Origin of the sequence: Acidiphilium acidophilum (genome assembly GCF_033842475.1) — a bacterium.
Classification (GTDB): domain Bacteria; phylum Pseudomonadota; class Alphaproteobacteria; order Acetobacterales; family Acetobacteraceae; genus Acidiphilium; species Acidiphilium acidophilum.
In genome coordinates this window covers 2,980,354-2,998,622 of record NZ_JAWXYB010000018.1, presented here as the reverse complement: position 1 = coordinate 2,998,622, position 18,269 = coordinate 2,980,354, and the positions used below count along the sequence as shown (strand labels likewise).

At 61.8% G+C, this 18,269-nt stretch carries 16 protein-coding genes; 3 read left to right on the top strand and 13 right to left on the bottom strand.

The window, feature by feature from the left end; translation table 11 throughout:
- Positions 1–124: 124 nt before the first annotated feature.
- Positions 125–934, bottom strand: a complete 810-nt coding sequence (locus SIL87_RS16890) for a pentapeptide repeat-containing protein (RefSeq protein WP_319615306.1) — start codon at positions 932–934, stop codon at positions 125–127.
- 20 nt (positions 935–954) lie between these two features.
- Between SIL87_RS16890 and SIL87_RS16885 the strand changes: the two genes are divergently transcribed.
- Positions 955–1,338, top strand: a complete 384-nt coding sequence (locus tag SIL87_RS16885) for a RidA family protein (RefSeq protein ID WP_319615305.1) — start codon at positions 955–957, stop codon at positions 1,336–1,338.
- Positions 1,339–1,365: 27 nt separating this feature from the next.
- On the opposite strand, the gene purB is transcribed toward SIL87_RS16885, so the two are convergent.
- The 12 genes from purB to SIL87_RS16825 form a co-directional block, all read right to left on the bottom strand.
- Positions 1,366–2,700, bottom strand: a complete 1,335-nt coding sequence (purB, locus tag SIL87_RS16880; RefSeq protein ID WP_319615304.1) for an adenylosuccinate lyase — start codon at positions 2,698–2,700, stop codon at positions 1,366–1,368.
- 111 nt (positions 2,701–2,811) lie between these two features.
- Positions 2,812–3,504 carry a hypothetical protein gene (locus SIL87_RS16875; protein WP_319615303.1) on the bottom strand — a complete coding sequence of 231 codons (693 nt, stop codon included), beginning with the start codon at positions 3,502–3,504 and terminating at the stop codon, positions 2,812–2,814.
- 157 nt (positions 3,505–3,661) lie between these two features.
- Positions 3,662–3,946 carry a hypothetical protein gene (locus tag SIL87_RS16870; protein ID WP_319615302.1) on the bottom strand — a complete coding sequence of 95 codons (285 nt, stop codon included), beginning with the start codon at positions 3,944–3,946 and terminating at the stop codon, positions 3,662–3,664.
- A gap of 149 nt (positions 3,947–4,095) precedes the next feature.
- Positions 4,096–4,797, bottom strand: a complete 702-nt coding sequence (locus SIL87_RS16865) for a P63C domain-containing protein (RefSeq protein WP_319615301.1) — start codon at positions 4,795–4,797, stop codon at positions 4,096–4,098.
- Between the two features lie 2 nt (positions 4,798–4,799).
- A complete protein-coding gene (locus SIL87_RS16860; RefSeq protein WP_405055207.1) occupies positions 4,800–5,960 on the bottom strand; it encodes an IS4 family transposase in 1,161 nt (386 codons plus the stop codon).
- A 167-nt stretch (positions 5,961–6,127) separates the two neighbouring features.
- The gene (locus SIL87_RS16855; protein ID WP_319615300.1) at positions 6,128–6,547 is read right to left on the bottom strand and encodes a hypothetical protein; all 420 of its coding nucleotides are present in this window, start codon (positions 6,545–6,547) and stop codon (positions 6,128–6,130) included.
- Between the two features lie 248 nt (positions 6,548–6,795).
- Positions 6,796–8,898 carry a TonB-dependent receptor family protein gene (locus tag SIL87_RS16850; RefSeq protein ID WP_319615299.1) on the bottom strand — a complete coding sequence of 701 codons (2,103 nt, stop codon included), beginning with the start codon at positions 8,896–8,898 and terminating at the stop codon, positions 6,796–6,798.
- Positions 8,898–10,007, bottom strand: a complete 1,110-nt coding sequence (locus SIL87_RS16845; RefSeq protein WP_319615298.1) for an S-(hydroxymethyl)glutathione dehydrogenase/class III alcohol dehydrogenase — start codon at positions 10,005–10,007, stop codon at positions 8,898–8,900. Before SIL87_RS16845 ends, SIL87_RS16850 begins: the two co-directional genes overlap by 1 nt.
- Before the next feature lie 19 nt (positions 10,008–10,026).
- On the bottom strand, positions 10,027–10,599 hold the full coding sequence (gene gfa, locus SIL87_RS16840; RefSeq protein ID WP_319615297.1) for an S-(hydroxymethyl)glutathione synthase: 573 nt from the start codon (positions 10,597–10,599) through the stop codon (positions 10,027–10,029).
- Between the two features lie 35 nt (positions 10,600–10,634).
- Complete coding sequence (locus SIL87_RS16835; RefSeq protein ID WP_319615296.1) at positions 10,635–11,384, bottom strand: c-type cytochrome; 750 nt, start codon at positions 11,382–11,384, stop codon at positions 10,635–10,637.
- 30 nt (positions 11,385–11,414) lie between these two features.
- The gene (locus SIL87_RS16830) at positions 11,415–12,287 is read right to left on the bottom strand and encodes a transporter substrate-binding domain-containing protein (protein ID WP_319615295.1); all 873 of its coding nucleotides are present in this window, start codon (positions 12,285–12,287) and stop codon (positions 11,415–11,417) included.
- A 119-nt stretch (positions 12,288–12,406) separates the two neighbouring features.
- Complete coding sequence (locus SIL87_RS16825) at positions 12,407–14,257, bottom strand: methanol/ethanol family PQQ-dependent dehydrogenase (RefSeq protein ID WP_319615294.1); 1,851 nt, start codon at positions 14,255–14,257, stop codon at positions 12,407–12,409.
- A 275-nt stretch (positions 14,258–14,532) separates the two neighbouring features.
- Here SIL87_RS16825 and SIL87_RS16820 point away from each other — a divergent pair, with 275 nt between their 5' ends.
- Both SIL87_RS16820 and tnpC read left to right on the top strand, forming a co-directional pair.
- A complete protein-coding gene (locus SIL87_RS16820) occupies positions 14,533–16,500 on the top strand; it encodes a sigma-54-dependent Fis family transcriptional regulator (RefSeq protein WP_319615293.1) in 1,968 nt (655 codons plus the stop codon).
- 589 nt (positions 16,501–17,089) lie between these two features.
- Positions 17,090–18,142, top strand: coding sequence for an IS66 family transposase (gene tnpC, locus SIL87_RS16815; RefSeq protein WP_319613188.1), 1,053 nt, complete (start codon positions 17,090–17,092; stop codon positions 18,140–18,142).
- Positions 18,143–18,269: the final 127 nt, after the last annotated feature.

Below are 18,269 nucleotides of genomic sequence, written 5' to 3'. Positions count from 1 at the left end.
TTGAAAAAAAGTAGCAAAAAACTTCTGTCATTTGGGCTCCGGGCGGTGTGACCAGCACGGTCCCCGGTCAGGGAGTTTTTTGGTTCTTTTTTGCAAAAAAGAACCCTTCTTCTTGCCTGCGCTTTCAAACCGCAGGCTCAGGATGAAGCTCGATCCGCAAGGTCCGAAGCAGAGTGTCGCCCTGGCTCTGGGTGATTTTCATGCGGGCGAAGCTGGCGAGAGTGAGGAGGTTGATGGCACCGAGGTCGGACCCGCGCAGATCGGCTCCGGCGAGGGCGAGGCCGGGGGTGAGGGCTTCGGTGAAGTCGCATGCGGTGAGGATGGCATGGGTGAAATCGACGCCGCCGAGATCGGCTTCGCGGAAGCGGCAGCGGGCGAGATCGCAGAGCGGCAGTTTCGCGTCGGCGAGCAGGGCGAACTCGAAATTGCAGTCGTTGAAGACCGCGCGGGTGACGATGGTTTTGCGGGCGAAGGCGTGGCTGGAGTCGACCTGATGAAACCGGGCGCCGCGCAGGGTGCAGCCGTGCATTTCGATCGCGTGGAGGTCGCTGCGTTCGAAGACGGCGAAGGCGAGATCGCAGCGGCGGAAGCGGGCGTTGCGGAGGTCGGCGATGGCGAAACTGGTCCCGCTGGGCGGGTTGCCGGGGAGGGTGAAGCGGCAGTCTTCGAAGGTGGCATCGCGCAGGATGGTGCGGGAGAACCGGCAGCGGTGGAACTGGCAGCGTTCAAAGCGGCCGCCCGTGAAATCGGTGGCGCTGAAATGGGAGTCGGTGAAGGTGCAATCGATGAAACTGGCGTCTTCGCAGGCGGCGTCGCTCCAGGGAAGGTCGATGCAGGTGAGGTTGGCGACGGGTTTGTGATCGGCGATGCGGGCGAGGATGTCGTCGAGCATGGGGTGACTTTCGGTGCGCGTGGCAGGTGGTATGATCTTCATCCGGTTTCAGGAGGTTGTCGATGCGCAGGCTGGTATCATCGGGGTCTTCGTTCGAGGCGGATATCGGGTATTCCCGTGCCGTGATCGATGGGGATTGGATGTTCGTGTCCGGCACCACCGGGTTCGATTACGCGACGATGATGATATCCGACGATGTGGGGGAGCAGGCCGAACAGGCGCTGCGTAATATCGGGGCGGCGCTGGCGGAGGGCGGGTTTTCCTTCGCGGATGTGGTGCGGGTGCGTTACATTTTGCCCGAGGCGGGCGAGTTCGAAACGTGTTGGCCGGCTTTGCGCCGGGTTTTTGGTGAGATCCGCCCGGCGGCGACGATGATCGCGGCGGGGTTGTCCGATCCGCGCATGAAGATCGAGATCGAGGTGACCGCGCGACGGGGGCGAGGCTGAGGGCGGGACCGGTGCGATCGGCTGGCCTTATGCCTCGAAGACCCGTGCGAAAATGGTTTCGATCCGGGCGAAATGGAGGTTGGGGTCCATGGCGGTGTCGATCGCTTCGGGGGTGATCCGGCCGGCGACTTCGGGGTCGGTGGCGAGGTGGTCGCGGAAGCGTTTGGCGTCGGGGTGGCCGAGGGTGGTCCAGGTGGCCATGGCGTTGCGCTGGATGATTTTATAGGAATCTTCGCGCGAGATGCCGGAGCGGGCCAGGAGCAGCAGGATTTCGCCGGAGTGGACGACGCCGCCGAGGCTTTCGAGGTTTTCGGTCATGCGGTCGGGGTAGATCGTGAGTTTGTCGATCATGCCGGCGAGGCGGTTCAGCGCGAAATCGAGGGTGATTGTGGCGTCCGGCGCGATGACGCGTTCGACCGAGGAGTGGCTGATGTCGCGTTCGTGCCAGAGGGTGACGTTTTCGAGGGCGGGGGTGGCGTAGCCGCGGACGATGCGGGCGAGGCCGGTGAGGTTTTCCGACAGGACCGGGTTGCGCTTGTGCGGCATGGCCGACGAACCCTTCTGGCCGGGGTGGAAGAATTCCTCGGCTTCGCGGACTTCCGAGCGCTGGAGGTGGCGGATTTCGGTGGCGAGGCGTTCGATGCCCGAGGCGATGACCGCGAGGGTGCAGAAATAGGCGGCGTGGCGGTCGCGCGGGATGATCTGGGTCGAGACCGGTTCGACCGCGAGGCCGAGTTGGGCCGCGACATGGGCTTCGATGCTGGGGTCGAGATGGGCGAAGGTGCCGACGGCGCCGGAGATGGCGCAGGTGGCGATTTCGGTGCGCGCGGTGAGAAGTCGGGCGCGGTTGCGGGCGAATTCGGCGTAGTGGCCGGCGAGTTTGAGGCCGAAGCTGGTGGGTTCGGCATGGATGCCGTGGCTGCGGCCGATGGTGGGGGTGAGTTTGTGTTCGAGGGCGCGCTTTTTCAGGGCGGCCATCACGGCATCGATGCCGGTGAGCAACAGGTCGGTCGCCTGGGTGAGCTGGACGGCGAGGCAGGTGTCGAGCACGTCCGAACTGGTCATGCCGAGATGGACGAAGCGGCTGTCCGGGCCGATGGATTCCGCGAGCCAGGTGAGGAAGGCGATGACGTCGTGGCGGGTGACGGCTTCGATTTCGGCGATTTTGGTGACATCCGCCTCGGTCATGGCGGCAAGGGCGGCACCGCCTTTTTCGCGGATGGCGGCGGCGGCGGCGGCGGGGACATCGCCGGTGGCAACCATGGCCTCCGCCGCGTGGGCCTCGATGTCGAACCAGATGCGGTAACGGTTGAGGTCCTGCCAGATGGCGACCATTTGCGGGCGGGAATAACGCGGAACCATGGGGGATGCTCTCCTTGCTTGCCCGCATTTGGGGCAAGGCGGGCAGGGCTGGCAAGGGTTGCGCCGGGGGTTATATTGTTATGATAACGTAACGAAATGGGCGTGGTTCGGCTATTTCGGGTGGACGATGAAAAAATCGGATGGGGTGAACCAGGGGTTATGGGTTTGGGCACGGGGGCTGAAGGTCTGGTCGAGGAGGGATTGGATGGCGTCCAGCGTGGGGGCGCGGAGTGGCGGGTCGGGGGGTTTGGGGAGTCGTGGGTGTGGGTTTTGCGGGCGGGGTTTGGTGGATGGGTTGCGCAGGAGGGGGTGGGGTTTGGTTTGAGGGGCGTCCTGCGGATGGGGTGGGGGGACCATGCGGTAGATGAGGGTGAGGTCGATGCCGAGGAGGTGGCAGAGGGGGCGGAGGATGCGGCCGATGCGGGGGTCGCTCGCGATGAGGGATTCGGTTTCGGGCTCGCAGAGGAACTGGCGGAGGGTCTGGGCGTGGGCGTTGGCCTCCGGGAGAGGTTGGGCGATCCAGCCGAAGCGGCGCGGTAAAACAGGGGGTGGTTTGGTTGTGGATTTGCGCCCGGTGCGTGGGGCGGCGATGCGGCGGGGCTTGGTGCGTTCCGCCTCGATGCGGGCGAGGAGGTCGCGCAGGCGGGTGGTGAGGCGGGAAAGGCGACCGTAGAGCAGGAGGCCGATCGGGGCGGGCAGACGTGCGGGACGGCCCTGCACCTTCACGCTCGCGGCGGCGATGGTCTGCTTCAGGCGATCTATGAAGCCCGCGAAACGGGTGAAGAGGGGTGATGCCGCGTTCATGCTCACGTTAGAGCATGAGGGGTGGGGGGTGGGAAAGGGTTAGTTTTGGTGACGGGTGGGGGTGGGGGGAAAGGAAGAAAGAAAGCGCTTCTTTTTTGGAAAAAAGAAGCAAAAAAAACATAGCGGCCTCGCAGTTCGAAAATCCTTTGGATTTAGACTATTCTTCTCCTGTTGTCGGAATGCCTAGTTTTTTGGCGAACTCGCTAACCCAAGCACCGATCGAACCCTCGATATCAAAATAATTTTCTACCACCTTACGTTTGGCTGCAAGATCATCTTTGGTTAAAGCCATATATCTAATGATGCTAAGAATGTTCGATCGAGTGGAAAGCACTACGCCTAAAATTTTAGGGTCGTAGCCCCATCCTAAAATAGAAGCTACGTCTCTCGCCGTAATTTCAACTCGGGTATATATCTCTACCAATTCATCCTTTTTACTCATGCGGATTTCGACCAGCGAGGAAGAGAACGTGTTACCCGCGTCCAGCGCGGGGGTTACTCTTGGCAAATTGGGAGGCAAAGCTCGCGCCGCGGGCATGACGCCAGAGCGACGTGCTGAGATCGCTAATAAGGCGGCGACTAAGAGGTGGGCTAAGTAAGGCGTTTCGTTCCGTTATTACCTCCAGCCAAGGCCAACTCAATCGTTGTTCCAAATTTCGGATATGCCCGATCTAACCCGCGTTTGAACGCGCCCCAATTCTCAGCCGCGCGAAGCAGAGCAATTACCCCAGAGATATGCTCTTTAAGGCTAGGATGGCCTCTTTCCGGATTAAACCATTGATGATGTTTATGTGTGCGCCTACCAGTTTCTACAATAGGATTTTTATTACGCAACTCTTCAGTCAGCCCTGGAGCAAGTCTGTCGTAAACAAAATCATCCGTCCACGCTGCAATTACACTCGGTCTCTTCGTATTCCAAGGTTCAAATTTCCAGCCCCGCAAACGATATATTTCCTTGTAGAACGCCAAAGGGAATGTTGGAGTCCATTTTTGTCGCTCTTTTGCTAAGAAAGTAGTGAAAATCTTTGCTAAAGCGTCTTTGGCCCTGTCGTCTTGATAGCCTGTCGCTTCGTCAATTAATGCGACAACCCCAGTCTCGGCCAACGCAAGCATCAAGTTTTCAGCTTTTTGGGCTTTTGAGAGTTGCTGCTTTTGAAGCCTCTTATTTTCGCGAGCTTTTAGCCAGACCCCGCAAACTGCTACCAGAACTGACGCGTCATATCCACGAACAACCCGATCACCTTCGATATAATCAACGGGCTTTAGGGGGCCGTCCCTCAGGACTCCCCTCATTCCTATATCGTACCGAAGGTTCCATTGAAAACTGACTGTTGAGCGAGGTTTTGGGCGAAGTTTTCGATCAATGGGCGGAGACGATGCTCTGGCATATTGGGGATGAGCTCGTAGAGCATGCATCCTTGCCGAAAGAGCGAGTGGGTCCGCCGCTTTGAGGTATTGGATTTGAGGTGCCTGTCATAGCCAAGTTCTTCTCCGGTGGCACCGAGCAGAGTGAGCAGGGCGACAGCGAAGGCATTGAGCAGCCACAGGCGATCGCGCCGCTCCGGGGTGCTGACGTGGAGGGCGCCCATCCCCATGCCGAAGCGCAAATTTTTGGTGTCGCGGAAACCCGGTTCAATGGTCCAGCGTTTCGCGTAGAGATTGATCAGTTGGCGCGCGGTATCATCGGTGGTGCTCGCGGCCACGCACCACGGTTCCTTCATACCTTTGTCCCGCACGCAAACCACCGTGCCGACGGTGAACCGTTCCGCGGTGACGGCGGCTGCGCGGAGTGTTCTGGCGCGTCCGGCGGCCATCACCCACTCAGCGGCTGGTCTGGCCTCGCCGCTCGCCGCGGTGACCAGGATATTGCCGCGAAAGCGGATCACGTAGTCGAACTTCAACTCCTCCGTCAGCACCCGGTAGAGCTTATGATCGCCGAACCCACGATCGGCGACGATGCAGACGCTTGTTTCGGCCGGCACGATTTCCGCCAGCGCGACCAGCAAGCGGTATTCCTCTTCATTGCGCCGGTTCTTCAGATTGGCCTTATCAACCGTATGCCAGATCAGCGGCGTCGCGCGACCGTGCGAACTCAGCAGCGAGAGCATCAGCGTCGCCTGCCCATCGGCGTCGAATTCGGTCCAATCCATCGCGACAACGATACGCTCACGCGTCCCGATCACGAACGATACCCACCGCCGCAGCACGACGTCCAGATCAATCCCGGGGTTCGAGAGCATGCGATCGACCTGCTTGATCGCATGCTTGGTCAGTCGCCCACGTGCCAGAGCCAGCCCCTGGCCAATCGCGCCAATCGCCAGCGATGCGGTCTCGATGACCCCCAGTGTTGCTCCTGCCAGGGACAGGATCCGCTTGGCATGCAGGTCCTCCCCCAGCAAACCTTCCAGAAAGCGCTGAACATCGTCAAACGACATGGGTCTCCTCCTGGCAGCCATCCGATCCTCCAGAAACCAGACTGATTGCCGGGCAACCTTGGAATCGTGCACCGAGGAACAAGGGCAGCCAGAAAATTCGAACGAAAAGAACCTGGATCAACCGATCCCGATTCCTTCCGAAAATCCAACCCGGCCCTCTCGATTCTCTTTAAACGATAGTTGCGAATTCAATATGAGGGGATGAATGAGGGGCCGTCCAATAAATCATTGGTAATAAACTCATTTAGCTGACTTGGGGCAACAAAAAGGGGTAAGAGGGCACCATCTTCTTCGGCTGCTTTCTTGAGACGTTTTGAAGCGCCGCTCCGTGTTCCTAAAATTGCGTTGGTGATGCCACTTTCGCTTAGAACCCGCTGCACACCATTGGGCCCCTCAATCACGGCGCAGGGTAATTTTGTCCCCGCAAGTTCCAGCGAACTCGAATAGCCCTCTAATACGCACGGCAAATGTTGAGGCAAAGGTTCTACAGGTGCCCAGCGTTTTTTGGCGGCATTCGACGCGATCAAGGAGCGCTTTTTCGCGGTTAGCTTTTTAGCTCTAGCCAAACCACCTCTAGCCCGGCCAGTTGGTTCGTTTACATCGCTCATATTGCAAGCAATCCAGAAAATTATGCTTGCACCATACAACCAAACGAAGGTTTATGCAAGCATGTTTTTACAAATGTGCTTGCATGTTGCTTGACGCTAAAATTCTCCTCCTTCTGGTTGAGGATTCTTCCAAGTGCTCCCTCTTGCGGGCGGGGGTGACTCCGGCGGCACTGGGCGTCGGCACGGGCCCTGAGTCAGAGAGTTTTTTGCTTCTTTTTTGCAAAAAAGAAGCGCTTGCCTTGCCTACTTCAGAACTTCACTTTCCCCGTCATGCCGATGATGAAGTTCCGGCCCGGTGAGGGTTCGTAGTATTCGCCGTTGCTGGCGGCGATGACGACGGCGCCGACATAGGTTCGGTTGAGGATGTTGTTGACGCGGGCGAATTCGTTGAAGGCGAATTTGCCGAGGGTTTGGCGGAAGCCGCCGGCGATGCCCGCGGTGAAGTAGCCGGCGGCGTAGGCGGAGTTTGCATTGTCGACATACATGCGGGTCTGCCACTGGCCGTTGAGCGAGGTGTAGAAGCCGCTTGCGGGGTCGTGCCAGTCGAATTCGCCGTAGATGCGCTGGGCGGGAACGCCGGGGAGGAATTTTCCGGCGACCGGGCTGTTGGTGAAGACGGCCTTGAGCAGGCTGTAGGCGCCGTAGAGTTCGATATGGTGGGGGAGGAAGCTGTCGATGCTGGCATCGACGCCGTTGCGGTCGGTCTGGCCTTCGTTGGCGTAGGCGGTGCGGCCATCGGTCGAGGAGGAGACCACGATCTGGTTGCTGGTGTGGATGTGAAAGCCGGCGAGGGTGAGGTAGGTGCGGCTGCCGAGCAGGGATTTGATGCCGGCCTCGTAATTTTCGCTGGTGGTGGGGACGAGGGCCGAGTTGAAGCCGGCTTCGCCGTTGGGGAGGTAGGCGAGCTGGTCGAGGGTGGGGGTTTCGAAGCCTTCCCCGTAGTCGGCGAAGAGGTTGGTGGTGGGGGTGAGGTGGTAGGTGACGCCGGCGACGAGGCTGGTATGGCCGTAGGTGACGCTGCCGGTGTCGTTGGTGAGGGTGGGGGTGACGTAGAGATCCTGAACGGTGAACTGATCCTGGCTGTGGCGGATGCCGGCGTCGAGGATGAGTTTCGGGGTGAGGTCGGCGTTGAGCTGGGCGTATTCGGCGATGTTGCGGGCGGTGTCCTGTTCGTTGCGGCGGAGGGCGCCGATGGTGCCGTAATTGTTGACGTAGCCTTTGCGGTGCTGGTCTTCGTAGCCGAAATCGATGCCGGCGACGGCGGTGATCGGGATGCCGGCGATGTCGTCCTTGTGGGTGAAGCGGGCGCCGACGCCGCCGGATTTGCGTTCGAGATCGACCACGCCGCCGCCGGATGCGGCGAAGCTGCCGGTGAAGGGCAGATATTGCAGGACCGAGTGATCGACATCGTAGACCAGCAGGCGGATGCTGTTGTTTGCGTTGAAGCGGTGGCGGAGGATGAAGCCGAACTGGAAGTGGCGCAGGGTTTTGCGGGTGTCGAACTGATCCGCGCCGGTGCCGGCCTGCCGGGGGTCGGCGTGGTACTGGGCGGCGGTGAGGGCACCGGGGTCCTGGGAATTGGGTTCGTCGAGGCCGTCGATCAGGAGGGTGTAGCTGGTGTCGGCATCGACCTTGACGCGGTATTTGCCGTAGAACTGTTGGCGGCGGGCGGCGCTGTGGTCGCGGTAGCCGCCGGAGTAGAAATCCGAGGCGTTCATCATGTAGTTGAACGAGCCGTCGGTGCCGATTTTTTCGTTGCCGCCGTAGGAGGCGCTGGCGCGCCATGAGCCGTAGCTGCCGGCGAGGATGCCGCCGCTGAGCGTGGGTTCGGCGGGGCCGTTTTTGCTGAAGACCTGGATGACGCCGCCGGCGGCGTTGCCGTAGAGGACCGAGAAGGGGCCGTTGAGAACCTCGATGCGCGAGACGTCGCCGAGGTCGATCACTTCGGAATCGCCGGTGCCGTCGGGCTGGGTGGCGGGGATGCCGTCGATCAGGATTTTGACGTTGCGGGTGCCGAAGGCGGTCTGCGCGCCGAAGCCGCGCGAAGTGATGCGGATGCCCTGAGCATAGTCCTGCCGGTTCTGGACGTCGAGGCCGGGGACGCGGCGGAGGCTTTCGGTGAGGTTTTCCTGTTCGTTGGCCTCGCTGACCTCGCGCCCGGTGACGGTGTAGATCGAGGCGGGGACGTTGAAGCTGGATTCCGGCGTGCGGGTGGCGCTGACCACGATCCGCTGGATGGCGACGGAGCCGGGAACAGGGATGGCTGGCGGGGCGACTTGGGCCATGGCCACGGCGGTCAATGCCGTGCTTGCCCACAACGACAACGCGCTGGCCGCCAGCCGGTGTTTCATCAGTAGACGACGACGCTGCGGATGCTTTCGCCTTTGCGCATCAGTTCGAATCCTTCGTTGATCTGCTCGAAGGGCAGGACGTGGGTGATCAGGTCGTCGATGTTGATTTTGCCGTCCATGTACCAGTCGACGATTTTCGGCACGTCGGTCCGGCCACGGGCGCCACCGAACGCGGTGCCGCGCCAGTTGCGGCCGGTGACGAGCTGGAACGGGCGGGTCGAGATTTCCTGCCCGGCGCCGGCGACGCCGACGATGATCGAGGTGCCCCAGCCGCGATGGCAGCATTCCAGCGCCTGACGCATGACCTTGACGTTGCCGATACATTCGAAGCTGAAATCGGCCCCGCCATCGGTGAGGTTGACGAGGTAGGGGACGAGATCCTCGCCGATTTCGGACGGATTGACGAAATGGGTGAGGCCGAATTTTTCCGCCATCGCCTTGCGGCCATTGTTGAGATCGACGCCGATGATCTTGTCGGCGCCGGCGATGCGGGCACCCTGGATGACGTTGAGCCCGATGCCGCCGAGGCCGAAGATGACCACGTTGTCGCCGGGCTGGACCTTGGCGGTGTTGATGACCGCGCCGATGCCGGTGGTGACGCCGCAGCCGATGTAGCAGATTTTGTCGAAGGGCGCATCCTCGCGGACTTTGGCGAGCGCGATTTCGGGCAGGACGGTGAAGTTCGCGAAGGTGGAGCAACCCATGTAGTGCATGATGGTTTCGCCCTCGCACGAGAAGCGGGAGGTGCCGTCCGGCATGACGCCTTTGCCCTGGGTGGCGCGGATGGCGGTGCAGAGATTGGTCTTGCGCGAGAGGCAGGATTTACACTGGCGGCATTCGGGCGTGTAGAGCGGGATGACGTGATCGCCCTTTTTGAGGGTGGTCACGCCCGGCCCGATATCGACGACGATGCCGGCCCCTTCATGGCCGAGGATGGCCGGGAACAGACCTTCCGGGTCCGCGCCGGACAGCGTGTATTCATCGGTGTGGCAGATGCCGGTGGCCTTGATTTCGACCAGCACCTCGCCCGCTTTCGGCCCTTCGAGCCTCACCGTGCCGAGGTCGAGCGTTTTGCCGGCTTTCCACGCAATCGCAGCGCGAACGTCCATTGGTTTCGGTTCCCTTCGGTTAAGCCGCGAGAGCGCCTGATGCTTTCGCGAGATGAGTCGCGATAGCGTCCATCAGCGGTGGCGACAAGCAATCATAGGGTTCGAGGCCGAGTTCCTTGAGGCGGTTGCGGATGGCGGCCATTTCGGAGGGCGGGGTGCCCTGTTCGATGACCGAGGAGACGAAGGCGGCGAATTCGGGCTGGGACCAGCCTTGCTCGTCCGACAGTTCGGTGTGGACGAAATCGAGCCCGTAGAAGGGATGGGATTTGTTTTCGATGCGGCCGAACATGTGGACGCCGCATTCGCGGCAGGCGTGGCGCTGGATGGTGGCGTTATGGTCGATGATGTGGAGTTTGTTGCCGTTGGCGGTGACATGGACGGCGTCACGCGGGACGACGGCGACGACCGAGAATTTGGCCCCTTTCGGCTTCCAGCATTTCGAGCAGCCGCAGGCGTGGTTGTGCGCGGTTTGCGCATCGATGCGGACTTCGACCTTGTGGCTCGCGCAGTGGCAGTGGAGCGTGCCGCCGTGGAAACCGGGGTTGCCGTGTTTGATCCCGTTATCGATCGACGGGTGGAGAGCGATAGGCATTGACGTGTCCTCCCTGGACGTTGGTTGATCGGATGTCAGTGCTTCGGCGTGCCCTGGTGGACGACGTCGACCGCGCGGGCGGCGGTGTACTGGTAGATCGCCTTGATCTGGTGGGGGGTGAAGAAGCCCGCCCAGCTCGGCATGCCCTTCGCTTTCACGCCGGTCATGGCGATGCTGAGGAATTTGCTTTCGCTCATGCCGTTGTTGAGCGAGGCACGCAGGTTGGGGGCGTAGGACCCGCCATCGGCGTCGGCGCCGTGGCAGCGGAAGCAGTAGGAGTTGAACAGCTCGTAGCCGCGGAAGACCATCGGGGTGACCTTGTCGGTGCCCTTTTGCAGGATCGGGAAATCGGTCGTGACGGTTTTGCCTTTGACGGTGTAGGTGAATTTCTGGCCGCTGGCTGCGGAGGCGGTGGTGCCGGGTTTTTTCAGGCTGAGAATCCAGGAGACGATTTCCTTGGCATCCGTCTGGGTGATTTTGGGATGCGGGGGCATCGGCACGTTGCCCCAGGTGCCGACATGGCCCTTGATGATCGCGTCGCTCAGGGTGGTTTCGGCACCGGGTTTGCCCGCGAATTTGGCGGCGACCGCGGTGAAGGCGGGACCGACGACTTTCTGGTCGACCGCGTGGCAGGAGAAGCAGTCGCTGCCTTTGGCGAGGGTTTCGCCTTTGGGCGTGGTGGTGCCCGATGGGTCGGCGGCGTGGGCGGCGAGGCTGAGCAGGGCGGCGGCGGAAAGGCCGATCGCGGTGGTGGCGATGATGGTGCGGAATTTGGGGATCGTCATGCGTGCGGCTCTCTTATCCTTGGGTTCGGCTTACTGGTTCGGGAAGTTGACGTGGCGGGGATTGGGCAGCAGCTTGACGTCGTATTTCGCGAGGGTCGCCGCGATTTCGCCCTTGTTGGCCGCGATGACCTTGTCGAGCGCCAGTTTCAGGGCAGTGTCGTGCTTGCGCACGCCCATCGACATTCCGTAGGTGTAATCGACCGTGGGCAGGCCGGGGCCGTATTCCTCGGAGGGGACGCGGGCAATCTTGAGATCCGGGTAGTCCTTCAGGAAATCGCCGATCGCGGGTTCCCAGGTGATCATGACGCCGACCTTGCCGTCCTGCACGGCCTGGAGCAGCTCCTTCGGCGAGGATTGCGGGTTGCTCGCGACGTTGAATTCGACCGCGTTGTTGATGAGGTCGAGCAGCTTGATCGCGGTTTCGGGCGTGGTATCGGCCTCGAAGCCGATTTTGATGCTGCGCATCGAGACCGAGTTCATCGAGCGGATGTGGAGGTGTTTGTCCTTGCGGGTGATGAACACGTAGGAGGATTGGTAATAGGGCTTTGTGTAGGCTTCCTCGTGATCGCCGAAGGGGAGGTTCATCACGACGTCGCATTTGTGTTTGTCGAGGTTGAGCGCGAGGAAATTCGAATAGCCGCCGTGGCCGCGATAGCTGGCCCAGGTGTATTCGAGCTTGCGGCCCATGGCCTTGGCCACGAGTTCGGCGACCTTGTTTTCGAAGCCCTGACCGGCGCGGTTGGAGTAGGGCAGGTAATTCGGGTCGGCGCAGACGCGGAGGACTTTGCCGTTCGCGGCGGGGGCGGCGTTGGCGGCGGTGGCGGCGGGGGAGACGGCGAGGGCGGCGGCGGTGGCGAGCGTCATGCCGGCCAGGGTCGCCCGGCGAAGGGCCGAATGTTTCATGGTTTTCACTCCATTGGGCGGTAAGGCGGATCGGGAGGTCGAGGGGGGACGGACGGGAAAAAGAAGGACCAGCCCGGGCAGGGGAGAAAACCCGGGCTGGTTAGTTCAGTCGGTCGATGTCAGTTCGCGCTGGCCACTTTCGAGGGCAGTGCGAACACCATCAACGTGCCGCCAAGGTTGGTGTAGTCGGTCAGCGTTGCGTTGAGACCGACGGCACCAAGACCCGCACTGGCCTTGTGCAGGTTGTCAGCCATGCCGATCGCGGCCCAGCCGCCGACCCCGCTGAGGATCGCGACGTACTGTTTGCCATCGTGCATGTAGGTGATCGGGTTGCCGATGATGCCGGACGGGGTTTTGAACTGGTAGAGCATTTTACCCGTTTTGGCATCGACGACGCGGAACATGCCTTTCAGCGTGCCGTAGAAGGCGAGGCCGCCGCCCGTGGTCATGGCGCCCCCCCAATCCTGGAACATGTCGTGATGCTGCCAGATGGTTTTGCCGGTCATCGGGTTGTAGGCGATGAAGCGGCCACGATAGCCGCCGGGGCCGGGGATCATGTTCACGATGGCGCCGACGAAGGGGAAGCCGGCTTTGTATTTCACGTTGAACGCCTGATAGCTCATGCACAGGTGGTTCAGCGGGGCGTAGAACAGTTTGGTCTGGGGATCGTAGGAGACCGGCTGTTCGTCCTTGTCGCCCTGGGAGGCGGGGCAGATGTCCTTCACGTCCTTGTTGTTGCCGGTCATTTTTGCCGGATCGACGATCGGTTCGTTGGTTTTGGGGTTGATCCCGGTCGCCCAGTTCACCGAGGGGTCGTATTTGTGGATCGCGATCGGCGCGCCGGTTTCGCGGTTCATGACGTAGGAGAAGCCGTTGCGGTCGAAATGGACCAGAGCGGGGACTTCCTTGCCTTTGTCATCGACGTTGACCAGCACCATTTCGTTGACGCCGTCATAGTCCCAGCCGTCATGCGGGGTCATCTGGTAGACCCATTTGGCTTCGCCGGTTTCCGGGTTGCGGGCCATGATGGTCATGGACCAGCGGTTTTTGCCGGGGCGCTGGCTCGGGTTCCAGGTGCCGGGGTTGCCGGTGCCGTAATAGAGCAGGTTGAGTTTGGGATCGTAGGAGAACCAGCCCCAGGTGGTGCCGCCGCCGACTTTCCACTCGTTGCCCTGCCAGGTCTTGAGGCTGGAATGCGGGCCGATCGGCTTGCCGGTAGCGCCGTTGATGGTGTGGGTGGCGCTCATCAGCATGTCCTTGTTCGGACCTTCGCTGTAGGCGCGCCAGACCTGCTTGCCGGTTTTGGCGTTGTAGGCGGTGAGGTAGCCGCGCACGCCATATTCGCCGCCGGCGACCCCGGTGATCACGTTGTCACCCACCACCATGGGCGCGCCGGTCATGGTCTGACCCTTTTGCGGGTGGGCGTTTTTGGCCTGCCAGACGACTTTGCCGGTTTTGGCATCGAGCGCGTAGAGGACGCCGTCGAGCGCGTTGGCGTAGACCATGCCGTCCGCGTAGGCGGGGCCGCGATTGACCACGTCGCAGCAGGCGACCGGGGGGGCGTTGGAATCGTGCGGGGGGGAATATTTCCAGGCGATCTGGTCGGGGTGGTTGAGGTCGATCGCGTAGACGTAGTTCGGGTAGGAGGTTTCGAAATACATCATGTTGCCGATCACGATCGGTTGGCCTTCGAGGCCGCGATCGGTGCCGGTGGACATCGACCAGGCGACCTGGAGGTTTTTGGCGTTCGAGGTGTTGATCTGCTTGAGCGGGCTGTAGCGCCAGTTGTTGTAGGTGCCGGTCGGCATCACCCAGTCATTCGCGTTCTTCTGCATCGAGACCAGCGAGGCGTTGGATGATGGGGCGTTCGATTGGGCGTGGGCGCTGAGCATGAGCGCGGATGCGCCGAAGAGGCCGAGCGTCGTCACTTTCAGTGAACGACTTAACGATTTCCGTTTCAGTCTTTCCATTGTGTTCCCTCCAAATGCGCGGTGTCACCCGGTGGTGAGCCGCAAGTCGTTCATTGCGAACCGGATTTGTCCGGCTGAACGACTACAGCAAGGATCGTGCCAAAGGGGTGTGGGCGGGGCGGAGTGGCGGCGTGACTATGATCTGCGCGCCGAGGTCGATCACAATCGCTCACTTGTGAGTGACAATTCGTGTCATCGGTGGGACAATCTGCTACGCTCGGTTGAACAAGTCGTGACTATACATCACGATTATTGAATAAAAGGGGGAAATCGACATGACCCAGGCCACGAGAGCGGGACCGTTCGGCGCTGGCGGGCGCGTGTCGCAGGAGGGCGCGGCGGGACGGGCGGCCTATATCGAGGCGGCCTGGCAGCGGTGCCGCGACGAGTACCGGCTCGATCCCGACCGGCCGCCGCCGGGGGAGCATATCGGCGGGGCGGCGCTGAAGCGGTTGCGCGAGGAGCGCGGGTTGTTCGAGCGGGTCGGGCGGGTCGAGATGCACCGGCTGCACGGGCAGATCGAACATCAGGTGACCCAGTCCGCCGCCGGGTCGCGCTACGTGCTGATGCTGGCCGATGCGTCGGGCGCGCTGCTCGATGTGTTCACCGACAATGCCAACGCCGATCACGCGCGCAATGCCAATATGGCGCCGGGATTTCTGTGGGGCGAGCGGCATGCCGGGGTCAACGGGCCGGGAACCTGCCTGCATGACCGGCGGGCGCGGGTGGTGCATCGCGACGATCATTATTTCACCCGCAATGCGCGGATGACCTGTTCCGCCGCGCCGATCTGGGGCGCGAACGGGGCGTTGCTCGGGGTGCTCGATGCCTCGTGCCTCGATTGCGACGACAGCCGGGCGGCCCAGGTGCCGACGATCGCGCTGGTGAGCATGTCGGCGCGGATCATCGAGCAGCTGCATTTCACCCACTTCTATCGCGATTGCCTGATCCTGCGGTTTCATGAGCGGCCCGAACTGGTCGGGCTGCCGTATGACAGCCTGCTGGCAATCGATGAGCAGGGGAATATCCGCGCGGTGGACAGCACGGTGCCGGGGCAGCTCGGCAAGCCGGATCACAGCGGGATGATCGGGCGCAGCGTGGGGGAATTGTTCGACATTACCGCCGACCGGCTGTTCGAACACGCCGAGACCCAGCCTTTCGCGATCTGGCCGATCGCGCATGGCGCGGACCGGCACGGGTTCGCCAGCATCTGGCCGGCCAAGCAGGCGCGGCCACGCCCGCGGCCACGGGCGATTACGCCCGCGCCACGGACGCCGGCACCACGCGCCCGACCCCGCGAGACCGCCGGACCCTCGCTCGCGAGCTTCGCCGGGACCGATCCCGTCATGGTGGAAAATGCCTGGCGGGCGGAACGGGTGATGAACCGCGACATCAACATCCTGCTGCTCGGCGAGACCGGGACCGGCAAGGATAGTTTTGCCCGCACGATCCACCGGGCGAGCGACCGGCGGGATCAACCCTTCATTGCCATGAGCTGTGCCGCGATTCCCGAACAGCTGATCGAGAGCGAATTGTTCGGCTACGAGCCGGGTGCCTTTACCGGCGCGCGGGCGGGCGGGATGCGCGGCAAGGCGCTGGCGGCGCATGGCGGCACGCTGTTTCTCGATGAGATCGGCGATATGCCGCTCGCGATCCAGGCCCGGCTGCTGCGCCTGCTCGAAGAAAAGGAGATCGTGCCGCTCGGCAGTTCCACGCCGATTCCGGTGGATATCCGGGTGATCAGCGCGACCCATCGCGACCTCGAAACCCTCGTCGCCGACGGGCAGTTCCGGATGGACCTGTTCTACCGGCTCAACGGCATCGCCCTCACCATGCCGACACTGCGCGCCCGCACGGACCGCGCCGCGCTGATCGAGCAGATCTGCCGCGAGGAAGCGCCAAGCCCGGTCACCCTTGCACCCGAGGCGAAAGCGGCATTGCTGGCGCATCACTGGCCCGGCAATATCCGTGAATTACGCAACACATTGCGCACCGCCATCGCCTTCGCGGATACCGGGATCATCGAGCGCAACGACCTGCCGCAACTGGCACAGGCGCGCCCGGCGATTTCCGCCGCGCCGCGCCGCGCGAGCGCGACGCCGGATGAAAAGGGGAGACTTCTCGCGAGCCTCGAAGATCATCACTGGCGCATCGCGGCGACCGCGCTGGCACTGGGGATGAGCCGGAATACGTTGTATCGGAAGATGCATCATTATGGGTTGATGGCGGCGGGGAAAACGTAAGTAACCATTCACACCCCCCCTTTCTTGCCTCGAATGAAGCGTTAGCCAACGGCCGGTAAAATGTCGAAAGGCTGGGCTTGCTTTTCCACCCGAACCGGACTCTACGATTCTGATGCCCCGTCAGAGAATCCCCGGCCTGAAAGACATTAAACGTACTGATTTATCTGCGATGTCGCGCGTCGAGCTTGAAGAACTGACCTGGGATTTACATGAATTGGCGCGAGCGCTGGCAAACCATGCCGGCGAGGATTCAACAACCAGTTCCCGTCCGCCTTCCAGCGACAATCCCTACCGGCGTAACACCAAGAGCGGGCAAAGTTCTGAGCGCTCCGACCGGGACGACAAAACCGATGGGGGTGGTGGTTCCGCGCCGGGCGGCAACGCTTCCGCCGGCAACCCTGGACCCAAGCCGGCCGGCAAACGGCCAGGGACGAAAGGGTTTTGGCGCCGGTTGCCGATTATAGTCAGCGGTGAACTCCTGCATGCGCCGACAGCGTGCGACGCATGCCGTGCAGTTTTCGGATCTTCCACCGTCTCGCAAAGCCGCCAAGTCAGCGCTCATCTGAGCTTTGAACTCACCCGCGGCGACATGAGCCTTCATGTCGCAGCCACGAAACATTGCTATCTGGCGATACGCTGCGACTGTGGCCACGAGACCATCGCACGCCCCGCAACCGGACTGTGCTCACATGTCGAGGGGCGCCGGCGCGACCTGCTGATGAGCGAGCGCTGCCTGGTTGGCCCGATGCTCGCCACCTTCATCGCGGCGCTGTCGCTGCGTTTCCGCCTCTCGCGCGTCAAGATCGCTGAATTCCTGGCTGACTGGCTGGGCGTTGAGCTCGGGATTGCCACCATCGAACGCTGCATTCACGAATTCGGTCTGGCGAGCGAACCCGTGGTCGAGCAATTGATCGAAGATGTGCGTGCGGCTGACATCGTCCATCTCGACGAAACCCCGTGGTATCAAAAGGCAAGTCTGCTGTGGCTCTGGGTTGCGGTGACGGCAACCACGATCGTCTATCGGATCGGCAGCCGCAAGCACTGCGAATTGGCCGCGCTGATCGGCGAGGCCTTTCTGGGTTGGCTCGTCACCGACGGTTACGGTGCCTATCGCGATCATCCACGCCGCCAGAGATGTCTGGCGCACCTGATCCGTAAGGCCCGCGCGCTGGCAGAGGGGCATTACGGCGCGGGATCAGGCTTCGGCAGCGATCTGGTCCGCGATCTGCGCCGCCTGATCGAGCGCGTGCATGACGGCGACGACCCCGCCGCCATCAAGCGCCTGACCGCGAGCATCAAATGGAACTGTCAATGCAATCGCCATGAGATCGATGCGAAAGTTCGCGGGCTGGCAGGTGAAATCCTCAATGACTGGGACGCAGTGGTCGCCTTCGTCGCCGATCGGGATTTACCGCCCACCAACAATGATGCCGAACGTGCGCTCCGCCACGCGGTGATCTCGAGGCGCATCAGCTTTGGCACGCGATCCGATGAAGGGAGCCGGTTCTATGCCGCCGCGCTCAGCGTCATTGACACCTGCCGCAAGCGTGGCACTGATCCATGGGCCTATGCCTGCGCCCTCATCACCGCCGCACGAGCTAACAATCTGCTGCCCACAATCCCTGCCCAGGTAGCGGTCTGACCCGGGGGGTGTGAACGGTTACAAACGTAAAGGGAGGGGCAAGAAAAAGACTTCTTTTTGTGAACAAAAAGAAGCAAAAAAACTTTTTTGATCTGGGCCGGTGCTGTTCGAGCGCCCGTGCCCAAGT

Bases quoted from the DNA above. Each gene is read 5' to 3' on its own strand.
- SIL87_RS16830 (WP_319615295.1), bottom strand. From the start codon at position 12,287: ATGAAACATTCGGCCCTTCGCCGGGCGACCCTGGCCGGCATGACGCTC.
- gfa (WP_319615297.1), bottom strand. From the start codon at position 10,599: ATGCCTATCGCTCTCCACCCGTCGATCGATAACGGGATCAAACACGGC.
- SIL87_RS16890 (WP_319615306.1), bottom strand. From the start codon at position 934: ATGAAGATCATACCACCTGCCACGCGCACCGAAAGTCACCCCATGCTC.
- SIL87_RS16835 (WP_319615296.1), bottom strand. From the start codon at position 11,384: ATGACGATCCCCAAATTCCGCACCATCATCGCCACCACCGCGATCGGC.
- SIL87_RS16850 (WP_319615299.1), bottom strand. From the start codon at position 8,898: ATGAAACACCGGCTGGCGGCCAGCGCGTTGTCGTTGTGGGCAAGCACG.
- SIL87_RS16820 (WP_319615293.1), top strand. From the start codon at position 14,533: ATGACCCAGGCCACGAGAGCGGGACCGTTCGGCGCTGGCGGGCGCGTG.
- tnpC (WP_319613188.1), top strand. From the start codon at position 17,090: ATGAGCCTTCATGTCGCAGCCACGAAACATTGCTATCTGGCGATACGC.
- SIL87_RS16865 (WP_319615301.1), bottom strand. From the start codon at position 4,797: ATGAGGGGAGTCCTGAGGGACGGCCCCCTAAAGCCCGTTGATTATATC.
- SIL87_RS16855 (WP_319615300.1), bottom strand. From the start codon at position 6,547: ATGAGCGATGTAAACGAACCAACTGGCCGGGCTAGAGGTGGTTTGGCT.
- SIL87_RS16885 (WP_319615305.1), top strand. From the start codon at position 955: ATGCGCAGGCTGGTATCATCGGGGTCTTCGTTCGAGGCGGATATCGGG.
- SIL87_RS16875 (WP_319615303.1), bottom strand. From the start codon at position 3,504: ATGAACGCGGCATCACCCCTCTTCACCCGTTTCGCGGGCTTCATAGAT.
- SIL87_RS16870 (WP_319615302.1), bottom strand. From the start codon at position 3,946: ATGAGTAAAAAGGATGAATTGGTAGAGATATATACCCGAGTTGAAATT.
- SIL87_RS16860 (WP_405055207.1), bottom strand. From the start codon at position 5,960: ATGGCTGCCAGGAGGAGACCCATGTCGTTTGACGATGTTCAGCGCTTT.
- purB (WP_319615304.1), bottom strand. From the start codon at position 2,700: ATGGTTCCGCGTTATTCCCGCCCGCAAATGGTCGCCATCTGGCAGGAC.
- SIL87_RS16825 (WP_319615294.1), bottom strand. From the start codon at position 14,257: ATGGAAAGACTGAAACGGAAATCGTTAAGTCGTTCACTGAAAGTGACG.
- SIL87_RS16845 (WP_319615298.1), bottom strand. From the start codon at position 10,007: ATGGACGTTCGCGCTGCGATTGCGTGGAAAGCCGGCAAAACGCTCGAC.